Below are 10,111 nucleotides of genomic sequence, written 5' to 3' on the forward strand. Positions count from 1 at the left end.
TTTTTCAGGATATAAATTAAAAGAAGTTTGCTTTTCTTAAAGTGGGAGGAGGTAAGGGATGAACCGGATTTTTAGAAATGTAATATTTTACGCTCTAATTTTTCTCGTACTTGTGGGAATATTAAGCTGGTTTAAAAATAGCAACGAAACAATAAAACCGATGACTTATAATGAATTTGTTACAAAGCTAGAAAATAATGATATCAAGAATTATACAATGCAACCTGAACGGGGCGTTTATGAAATAAAAGGTCAGTTAAATACTGCTGAAGAAGGTGAGTTTTTCATCACATATGTGATGAACAGCCCAGCAATGCTCGATCGTATTGATGCCGCTTCGTCTGAGTTGGAAGTTAAGCCAGCAAAAGAAACAAGTGGCTGGGTATCATTTTTTACAACAATCATACCTTTCATTATTATCTTTATTCTTTTCTTCTTCCTGTTGAATCAAGCCCAAGGCGGCGGAAGTAGAGTAATGAATTTTGGAAAAAGTAAAGCAAGGCTTTATTCCGAAGAAAAGAAGAAGGTTCGTTTTAAAGATGTGGCGGGCGCCGATGAGGAGAAACAGGAACTCGTTGAGGTAGTTGAATTTTTGAAGGATCCTCGAAAATTCTCAGAACTAGGTGCAAGGATACCAAAAGGAATCTTGCTTGTCGGACCTCCTGGTACTGGTAAGACGCTTTTAGCCCGTGCTGTTGCAGGGGAAGCGGGAGTACCATTCTTCTCAATCAGTGGTTCTGACTTTGTTGAAATGTTTGTCGGTGTCGGGGCTTCCCGTGTCCGTGATTTATTTGAAAATGCTAAGAAAAATGCTCCATGTATCATTTTTATAGATGAGATTGATGCCGTCGGACGACAACGTGGGGCTGGACTAGGCGGCGGCCACGATGAACGTGAACAGACATTGAACCAATTGCTCGTTGAAATGGATGGGTTTGGTGAAAATGAAGGGATCATCATTGTAGCAGCTACAAACCGTCCTGATATTTTGGACCCTGCCTTACTTCGTCCAGGTCGTTTTGACCGTCAAATCACGGTGGATCGTCCAGATGTGAAAGGGCGTGAAGCGGTCTTGCATGTTCATGCACGGAATAAACCGCTTGATGAGTCGGTTGATCTTAAATCAATCGCGATGAGAACGCCAGGTTTTTCTGGTGCAGACTTGGAGAATCTTCTTAATGAAGCGGCCTTAGTTGCAGCTAGGCATAATAAGAAGAAAATTGACATGCTTGATGTTGATGAAGCAACAGACCGTGTTATTGCTGGTCCTGCGAAAAAAAGCCGGGTCATATCCAAGAAAGAACGGAATATTGTGGCTTACCACGAAGGTGGGCATACGGTTATTGGTCTAGTATTGGATGAAGCGGATATCGTTCATAAAGTAACGATTGTTCCACGTGGTCAGGCTGGCGGCTATGCTGTCATGCTTCCGAAAGAAGACCGCTATTTCCAAACGAAACCGGAGTTGCTTGATAAAATTACTGGGTTGCTCGGAGGCCGTGTAGCTGAAGAGATTACCTTTAATGAAGCATCAACGGGAGCGCATAATGACTTCCAACGTGCTACAGGCATCGCTCGCCGCATGGTCACTGAATTTGGAATGAGTGAAAAGCTCGGTCCACTTCAATTTGGTCAACAACAGGGCGGTCAAGTATTCCTAGGCCGTGACTTGCATAATGAACAAAATTATTCAGATGCGATTGCCTATGAAATTGATATGGAAATTCAACGCATCATTAAAGAATGTTATGAGCGGGCTGAAAAAATCCTGCGAGAAAACCGCGATAAACTTGAATTGATCGCTCAGACATTACTTGAAGTAGAAACTCTGGATGCTGTTCAAATTAAGAGCCTGTATGAAGAAGGCCGCCTTCCAGATAGGCCGGTTGCCATTACTCCAGATTCATTAGATCCAAAGGTAACGATACAGCCAAAAAACGATGAAGATATGTCTATTAAGGAGGAACAAATCAATCCTCCAACAGGCAGACCTGAAAAAATGGGTCCATCTAATAAAGCTGATGACCCTTCTGATTCAAATGATGAGGAAAATAAAGAATAAAAAGAAGAAGACATCGAGTGAAAATTCGGTGTCTTTTTTATTGTCCAGCTTTAGCGCTTTTTTGTTGCCACTCAATAAAGCAATTATGGTATGATGTTTGAAGTTAAAAAGTCTTTTAAAAAAGTGGTGAAGATGTTGATTTTTGTTTTGGATGTTGGGAATACGAATATCGTTCTTGGCGTTTACCAAGGGAATGATTTGAAATATCATTGGCGGATAGAAACGAGCAGGCATAAAACAGAAGATGAATTCGGTATGGCGATTAATGCCTTGTTTCAACATGTAGGGCTGCGGTTTGAGGATATTAATGGAATTATCATTTCATCCGTTGTACCACCTATCATGTTTACTTTAGAAAGAATGTGCGTAAAGTATTTTCAAGAGAAGCCTTTAATTGTTGGGCCCGGGATAAAAACTGGATTAAATATAAAATATGAAAACCCTAGGGAAGTCGGGGCTGACAGAATCGTAAACGCGGTTGCGGGAATCCATGAGTACGGCAGCCCATTAGTTATCGTCGACTTTGGGACTGCTACAACTTTTTGCTATATCAATGAAAAAAGCGAATATATGGGCGGCGTCATCGCTCCTGGTATTGGCATTTCCACAGAAGCGCTATATTCGAAAGCAGCAAAGCTTCCACGGATTGAAATTACCCATGTCGACGAAATCATCGGAAAAAATACGGTAGCAGCAATGCAAGCGGGAATTTTATTTGGTTTTGTTGGACAGGTAGAGGGGATAGTAAAACGTATAATAGAAAAAAGTAAGCAAAAGACTGCTGTTGTTGCAACAGGTGGACTTGCTAATTTAATTGCCTCGGAAACGAAGATGATTGATATTGTCGATCATGATTTAACTCTTAAAGGGCTGCAACTCATTTACAAGAGAAATGTCAGCGAATGAAAGGTGACTAGCAAATGACGGACTATTTAGTAAAGGCACTCGCCTATAATGGCCAAGTACGTGCATATGCGGCACATACAACGGAAACGGTTGGGGAAGCGCAGCGTCGCCATTATACATGGCCAACTGCTTCAGCTGCTCTCGGGAGAGCGATGACAGCTGGGGTAATGATGGGTGCAATGCAAAAAGGTGAAGAAAAAATTACGATTAAAGTCGAAGGTGACGGACCGCTTGGAATTATCCTTGTTGATGCGGATGCAAAAGGAAATGTTCGTGGTTATGTAACGAATCCACAAACACATTTTGATTTAAATGAGCATGGAAAATTGGATGTAAAAAGAGCGGTTGGAACTACAGGCACATTATCCGTTGTAAAGGATGTAGGGCTCCGTGATCACTTTACAGGACAGGTGCCAATTGTCTCCGGTGAATTAGGAGAAGATTTTACCTACTATTTCGCTAAATCGGAACAAACCCCGTCTTCCGTTGGAGTAGGAGTCCTCGTTAATCCTGATAATACTATTTTAGCGGCCGGCGGTTTTATCATCCAAATTATGCCCGGTGCCAGTGAAGAAGTGATTGGGGATATCGAAAAAAGACTAGGGTCCATTTCCCCTATTTCAACAATGATACAGGAAGGCTTTACACCTGAAGAAATTCTAAATCAAGTTCTCGGAACTGAAAATGTAAAGATGTTAGAAAAAGTCCAGGTTCAATTTCTTTGCACATGTTCAAAGGAACGATTTGGCAATGCCATTATCAGCCTTGGCGAAAAAGAAATTCAGGAAATGATTGATGAAGACGGCGAAGCCAATGCGCAATGCCATTTTTGTAATTCCACTTATCATTATTCAAAAGAAGAATTGGAAGATTTGAAAGAGGCATCCAGAAAAAAATCTTAGTACAAACGAGAGTAAATTGAAAGAAGGCGGTTATGGAACCGTCTTTTTGTTTTTGACGTTGATGAGCGTAGTGCTTGTCCTTTTCTCATAGGAATATTTTCTTAGTATTATACAAATAATAGGTATTTATGATTGACAGTGCACCTATTTACTGGTAATTTGTAAATAAACCAATTAAAATACTCGGATTTAGAGGTGGAGGACATGACGAAAAAGGCAAATTCAATCGCCGATTTAGTAGGTGGCACCCCAGTAGTTAAATTAAATCGCATCGTAGATCAAAACAGCGCTGATGTATATGTAAAGCTTGAATACATGAATCCCGGAAGCAGTGTAAAAGACCGAATCGCTTTAGCAATGATAGAGGCTGCTGAAAAAGAAGGGAAATTAAAAGAAGGCGATACGATTGTTGAGCCTACTAGTGGGAATACTGGTATTGGGCTTGCGATGATCTCTGCAGCAAAGGGTTACCGTTCAGTTCTTGTGATGCCTGATACAATGAGCTTAGAACGCCGCAACTTACTTAGAGCTTACGGAGCGGAGTTAGTGCTTACTCCAGGGGCTGAAGGTATGAAGGGGGCTATTCAAAAAGCAAATGAATTGGCAGAAGAGAAAGGTTATTTTATGCCGCAGCAGTTTGAAAACTTTGCTAATCCAGAAGTGCATCGCCTGACAACTGGTAAAGAAATCGTAGAGCAGATGGGTGATCAACTAGACGGATTTATATCAGGGATAGGAACAGGTGGAACCATTACGGGTGCCGGTCAAGTGTTGAGAGAAACATATCCTGATATTAAAATTTACGCAGTTGAGCCAGAAGATTCCCCGATCTTATCCGGCGGAAAACCTGGTCCTCACAAAATTCAAGGAATCGGAGCAGGCTTTGTGCCGAAAGTATTAGACACAGAGATTTATGATGAGGTTGTGACCATCTCTAACGATGAAGCTTTTGCAGCTTCAAGACGTGCCGCAAAAGAAGAAGGCGTGCTTGGCGGTATTTCAGCAGGGGCAGCGATCGCAGCGGCATTGAAAGTAGCGAAAACATTAGGGAAAGGGAAGGTCGTCTTGGCGGTTCTTCCTGACAACGGAGAGCGTTATTTAAGTACTGCCCTCTATCAATATGAGAGTTAATATATGTGCATAATAAAAAGCAAGTCCAAATGAGGGCTTGCTTTTATATTTTTATTAAAAGATGTATTCTAATTGAAAAGGAAATAATAAAGGTGTGAACATAATGAAATGCGGATTATATGAAGTAAATTTTAATAAGACATTAATCATGGGGATATTAAACGCTACGCCCGATTCTTTTTCAGATGGCGGCCGCTATAACAGTGTAGAGTATGCTGTCAAGCACGCTGTGAAGATGATAGCGGATGGAGCGGATATAATAGATGTTGGTGGTGAATCAACGAGACCAGGGCATGAACCTGTTCCCGCTAAAGATGAGATTGCAAGGGTTGTTCCGGTTATTAAAGAGGTAGCTGCTAACACAGCTGTTCCTATTTCTATTGATACATATAAAGCGGAAACGGCAAAGCGTGCTGTCGAAGCGGGAGCATCAATTATTAACGATATTTGGGGTGCAAAAAAAGATCCTGAAATAGCGAGTGTAGCGGCAGATCTTAATGTTCCAATCATCTTGATGCATAATCGTGATAATCGTCATTATCATTCTTTTATTCGTGATGTATTGAATGATTTGTATGAAAGTATATCGATTGCTAAAAAAGCTGGGGTTGCGGATGATCAAATAATATTAGATCCCGGAATTGGATTTGCAAAAGATCAAAAGGAAAATATTGAAATGATGGCTAATCTGGATCGGCTTGTCGGACTTGGTTATCCAGTGTTGCTTGGAACTTCGCGAAAGCGTATGATAGGAACGGCACTTGATTTACCTGTGGAGGAGAGAATGGAAGGGACGGGTGCTACCGTATGCTTCGGCATTCAAAAAGGGTGCCATATTATGCGTGTTCATGATGTTAAGGAAATGAGCAGGATGACCGCTATGATGGATGTTTTAATGGGAAAGGGGAATGTTGATGGATAAAATCTACCTAAATGAAATGGAATTTTACGGATATCATGGGGTTCTCCCAGAAGAAACGAAGCTGGGACAACGTTTCCGTGTTAACGTCGTTTGTGAAACTGATTTTAAAGAAGCTGGTTTGCATGACAATCTTAATTTGACCGTAAGCTATGCTGATATTTATGTGCTATGTAAGGAAATAGTGGAGGGTCAGCCTTTTAAGTTAATTGAGGCTGTCGCCGAACGGATTGCATCCTCGATTCTTGAAAAATTTATTAAAATTGAGTCAGTCACAGTAAAAGTCATTAAACCGGATCCTCCGATTCCCGGCCATTACCACTCTGTTGCAGTCGAAATTACGAGGAATAGATCATGAGAAATATCACCTATCTGTCTTTAGGATCAAATATTGGAAAAAGGGAAGAATTTTTAAAGCATGCCATACAAAAGCTATCGGAAGACAACAACGTGAAGATCGAGGCGTGTTCCTCCATATATGAGACTGACCCAGTTGGTTACACGGACCAGGAGCAATTTTTAAATATGGCGGTAAAAATTGCTACTTCCTATTCAGCCCCTCAACTTTTAGAGCTTTGCTTGAAAATTGAACAAGATTTAGGGAGAATTAGGGAATTTAGATGGGGCCCACGGGTGATAGACCTTGACATTTTATTGTATAATAAAGAAAATATTGAGATGGAGACTTTACAAGTGCCTCATCCTCGGATGACAGAGCGAGCATTTGTACTTGTTCCACTTTTAGAAATTGATCGGAGCATTAAGCTTCCGAATATAGATGCCCCTTTAGTCGAAGTTCTGGACGAAATACCTGACAGAGAAGGAGTTCGGTTATGGAAACAGATAAATGGGGAAGACGCATCCGCGCTTTTCGAAAATTAAAAGGTTATACGCAAGAAGGGCTTGCGAAAGATATAGGGATATCCGTTTCGGTTCTTGGTGAAATTGAAAGGGGCACCCGTTTGCCTTCTGAGGATGTTTTATCGAATATATCAAGAGTGCTCGGTGTCTCAAAGGAAGAATTGACCCCTCCGGAAGAAGAATCCTTTTAAAAGTTTTAGAAAAGGAGGTAAATCGCGTGTTAAAAATCGGAGATATAAAAATGAAAAACCAGGTAGTCCTCGCACCGATGGCGGGAGTATGCAATTCAGCATTCCGCTTAACGGTTAAAGAATTTGGTGCCGGGCTTGTATGTGCTGAGATGATCAGTGATAAAGGCATTGTCCAAAAAAATGAAAAGACATTGAATATGCTCTATATTGATGAACGCGAGAAGCCTCTATCCTTGCAAATTTTCGGGGGAGAAAAAGAAACACTTGTAGAAGCGGCAAGATTTGTAGATCAAAATACGAACGCAGATATAATCGATATTAATATGGGCTGTCCAGTTAATAAAATTATTAAATGTGAAGCTGGCGCAAGATGGCTGCTTGAGCCCAATAAGATATACGATATGGTGTCTGCTGTTGTAGAAGCCGTTGAAAAGCCTGTTACAGTGAAAATGCGTATCGGCTGGGATGACGAGCATATTTTTGCAGTTGAAAATGCTCAAGCTGTAGAGCGAGCGGGTGGTGCTGCCGTCTCCATGCACGGCCGAACTCGCGTGCAAATGTATGAAGGTGCTGCAAATTGGGATATCATACGGGAAGTTAAACAATCGATCAATATCCCGCTAATTGGAAATGGGGATATAGAAACTCCGGAGGATGCTAGGAGAATGCTGGATGAAACAGGTGTAGATGGAGTCATGATTGGCCGGGCTGCTCTTGGGAATCCGTGGATGATATATCAAACCGTAAAGTTTTTGGAAACAGGGGAATTAACGGGTGAACCTACTATTAAAGAAAAGATGGAGGTATGCAAGCTTCATCTAGATCGTTTGATCGCCTTAAAAGGAGAAAATGTTGCGGTTAGGGAAATGCGCAAACATGCTGCTTGGTACTTAAAAGGTATTCATGGAAATGGTAAGATTAGAAGTGCCATCAATGAATGCAATGCAAGATCTGAGCTTGTTGCTTTATTGGATTATATTACTGATGGTGCAGAAGTGAAAGAAAAGCAAGCAGTCTAACATTGCTGATTACACTGCCAGTAACCTCTGGCAGTTGTTTTATTTTTAATGTATTAAGAGATGGGAGTGTTATATATGAGTCAAGAAGAACTAAATGATCAGGTGCGGGTAAGACGCGACAAAATGACTTCATTGCGTGAGAGTGGAATCGATCCTTTTGGAAAAAGATTTGAGCGCACACATGATACGAGAGAAATAAAAGAATTATATGATCATTTATCTAAAGAAGAGTTAGATGAAAAGTCTGTTGCTGTCACAATTGCTGGCAGGGTTATGACAAAACGCGGCAAAGGAAAAGCGGGTTTTGCTCATATTCAGGATCTTCCTGGACAAATTCAAATTTATGTAAGACAAGATGGTGTGGGTGAAGAGCAATATAGCTTGTTTAATACAGTGGATCTTGGGGACTTAGTAGGAGTTACTGGGACTGTTTTTAAAACTAAAGTTGGTGAATTATCCATCAAGGCGAAGGAGTTTACTTTACTAGCCAAATCCTTGCGACCATTGCCTGAGAAGTTTCACGGTTTGAAAGATGTTGAACAGCGCTATCGTCAACGCTACTTAGATTTAATTACTAACCAAGATAGTAAAAAGACTTTTATTTCTCGTAGTTTGATCATCCAATCTATGAGGCGTTACCTTGATAATGCAGGGTTTTTGGAAGTTGAAACACCGATGCTTCATGCAATTGCAGGGGGAGCTGCTGCTCGTCCATTTGAAACCCACCATAATGCATTAGATATGCCATTTTTCATGCGAATCGCCATCGAACTTCATTTAAAGCGTCTCATTGTCGGAGGCATGGAAAAAGTATATGAAATTGGGCGAGTTTTCAGAAATGAAGGTGTGTCGACAAGGCATAATCCTGAGTTTACGATGTTGGAGCTTTATGAAGCATACGCAGATTACAATGATATTATGGAATTAACGGAAAACCTTATCGCACACATAGCGGGGGAAGTATTAGGTTCTACTACCGTCCAATATGGAGAACACGAAGTAAATCTAGAGCCGAAGTGGCAACGTCTGCACATGGTTGATGCTGTAAAAGAATATACGGGTGTCGACTTTTGGAAAGAGATGAGCGACGACGAAGCGAGACAACTTGCCAAAGATCACGAAATTGAAATTACTGAACATATGACTTTTGGTCATATTGTCAACGAGTTTTTTGAGCAGAAAATTGAAGAGAAACTTATACAGCCAACCTTTATCTATGGACATCCAGTGGAGATTTCTCCACTTGCCAAGAAGAATGAAGAGGATCCTAGATTCACAGACCGATTTGAATTGTTTATTGTCGGCCGAGAGCATGCGAATGCATTTACTGAGTTAAATGATCCGATTGACCAACGGGAGCGTTTTGAAAACCAATTGCTCGAACGCGAACAAGGTAATGATGAAGCGCATGAAATGGATGAAGATTTCATCGAGGCGCTAGAATACGGAATGCCGCCTACAGGTGGTTTAGGAATTGGTATTGACCGTTTAGTTATGTTATTAACAAATTCTCCGTCAATAAGAGATGTATTGTTATTCCCGTTAATGAGAAAGCGAGATTAATGATAGGTTAAAGTCCCCGTTTTTACGGGGATTTTTATCTTTTAAAAAAGACTTTTCAATTTCTAATAAAAAATAGTTGCTTCGAGATTGAAATGGTGTTATATTATTATTCGTGCCTCGATAGAAAACAATTAATTCGATTAAAAATTAATCAAAAAAGTTGTTGACACGGCCATTGAGTTTTGTTAAAATAGAAAAGTCGCTGTCAGACAGCGCGAACGAATTTGATCTTTGAAAACTGAACGAAACGAAGCGTTAAAAATAATTTTGCAAGACCAGCTAGAGTTAAGGAACAAAGGCTAAGAACGCCACGTCCTGTGGCAACGCCTTTGCTAGTACATCCTGTACTTCAAAACTACTTTAATGAGAGTTTGATCCTGGCTCAGGACGAACGCTGGCGGCGTGCCTAATACATGCAAGTCGAGCGGACTTTTGGGAGCTTGCTCCCAAAAGTTAGCGGCGGACGGGTGAGTAACACGTGGGCAACCTGCCTGTAAGACTGGGATAACTTCGGGAAACCGGAGCTAATACCGGATAACTTCTTTTCTCGCATGAGG

At 41.0% G+C, this 10,111-nt stretch carries 10 protein-coding genes and 1 rRNA gene; all 11 read left to right on the top strand.

Annotated elements, in window-relative coordinates:
- Nucleotides 1–58: 58 nt before the first annotated feature.
- Entirely contained in the window at nt 59–2,062 is a 2,004-nt protein-coding gene (gene ftsH / locus NQ185_RS17410; protein WP_257583288.1) for an ATP-dependent zinc metalloprotease FtsH, read from the top strand.
- A 132-nt stretch (nt 2,063–2,194) separates the two neighbouring features.
- Entirely contained in the window at nt 2,195–2,968 is a 774-nt protein-coding gene (locus NQ185_RS17415; protein WP_257583290.1) for a type III pantothenate kinase, read from the top strand.
- A gap of 14 nt (nt 2,969–2,982) precedes the next feature.
- On the top strand, nt 2,983–3,870 hold the full coding sequence (gene hslO, locus NQ185_RS17420) for an Hsp33 family molecular chaperone HslO (RefSeq protein WP_257583291.1): 888 nt from the start codon (nt 2,983–2,985) through the stop codon (nt 3,868–3,870).
- Nucleotides 3,871–4,074: 204 nt separating this feature from the next.
- The gene (gene cysK, locus NQ185_RS17425) at nt 4,075–5,001 is read left to right on the top strand and encodes a cysteine synthase A (protein ID WP_257583292.1); all 927 of its coding nucleotides are present in this window, start codon (nt 4,075–4,077) and stop codon (nt 4,999–5,001) included.
- Nucleotides 5,002–5,104: 103 nt separating this feature from the next.
- Complete coding sequence (folP, locus tag NQ185_RS17430; protein WP_257583293.1) at nt 5,105–5,923, top strand: dihydropteroate synthase; 819 nt, start codon at nt 5,105–5,107, stop codon at nt 5,921–5,923.
- A complete protein-coding gene (gene folB / locus NQ185_RS17435; protein WP_257583294.1) occupies nt 5,916–6,278 on the top strand; it encodes a dihydroneopterin aldolase in 363 nt (120 codons plus the stop codon). The genes folP and folB overlap by 8 nt, the downstream gene beginning before the upstream one ends.
- Complete coding sequence (gene folK / locus NQ185_RS17440) at nt 6,275–6,802, top strand: 2-amino-4-hydroxy-6-hydroxymethyldihydropteridine diphosphokinase (protein WP_257583296.1); 528 nt, start codon at nt 6,275–6,277, stop codon at nt 6,800–6,802. The genes folB and folK overlap by 4 nt, the downstream gene beginning before the upstream one ends.
- Nucleotides 6,754–6,972 (top strand): helix-turn-helix domain-containing protein, encoded by a 219-nt coding sequence (locus NQ185_RS17445; protein ID WP_257583297.1) that lies wholly within the window; start codon nt 6,754–6,756, stop codon nt 6,970–6,972. The genes folK and NQ185_RS17445 overlap by 49 nt, the downstream gene beginning before the upstream one ends.
- A gap of 26 nt (nt 6,973–6,998) precedes the next feature.
- Nucleotides 6,999–7,991, top strand: coding sequence for a tRNA dihydrouridine synthase DusB (gene dusB, locus NQ185_RS17450; protein ID WP_257583299.1), 993 nt, complete (start codon nt 6,999–7,001; stop codon nt 7,989–7,991).
- Between the two features lie 75 nt (nt 7,992–8,066).
- Nucleotides 8,067–9,554: a lysine--tRNA ligase gene (gene lysS / locus NQ185_RS17455; protein WP_257583301.1), complete on the top strand. Its 1,488-nt coding sequence runs from the start codon at nt 8,067–8,069 to the stop codon at nt 9,552–9,554.
- Nucleotides 9,555–9,913: 359 nt separating this feature from the next.
- Nucleotides 9,914–10,111, top strand: a 16S ribosomal RNA gene (locus NQ185_RS17460); the annotation flags it as partial.

Origin of the sequence: Lederbergia panacisoli, assembly GCF_024626525.1 — a bacterium.
GTDB classification, from domain to species: Bacteria; Bacillota; Bacilli; order Bacillales; family Bacillaceae_C; genus Lederbergia; species Lederbergia panacisoli.

Excerpts from the sequence above, each read along its gene's own strand:
- folP (WP_257583293.1), top strand. The coding sequence starts at position 5,105 with ATGAAATGCGGATTATATGAAGTAAATTTTAATAAGACATTAATCATG.
- cysK (WP_257583292.1), top strand. The coding sequence starts at position 4,075 with ATGACGAAAAAGGCAAATTCAATCGCCGATTTAGTAGGTGGCACCCCA.
- folB (WP_257583294.1), top strand. The coding sequence starts at position 5,916 with ATGGATAAAATCTACCTAAATGAAATGGAATTTTACGGATATCATGGG.
- NQ185_RS17415 (WP_257583290.1), top strand. The coding sequence starts at position 2,195 with ATGTTGATTTTTGTTTTGGATGTTGGGAATACGAATATCGTTCTTGGC.
- hslO (WP_257583291.1), top strand. The coding sequence starts at position 2,983 with ATGACGGACTATTTAGTAAAGGCACTCGCCTATAATGGCCAAGTACGT.
- lysS (WP_257583301.1), top strand. The coding sequence starts at position 8,067 with ATGAGTCAAGAAGAACTAAATGATCAGGTGCGGGTAAGACGCGACAAA.
- NQ185_RS17445 (WP_257583297.1), top strand. The coding sequence starts at position 6,754 with ATGGAAACAGATAAATGGGGAAGACGCATCCGCGCTTTTCGAAAATTA.
- folK (WP_257583296.1), top strand. The coding sequence starts at position 6,275 with ATGAGAAATATCACCTATCTGTCTTTAGGATCAAATATTGGAAAAAGG.
- ftsH (WP_257583288.1), top strand. The coding sequence starts at position 59 with ATGAACCGGATTTTTAGAAATGTAATATTTTACGCTCTAATTTTTCTC.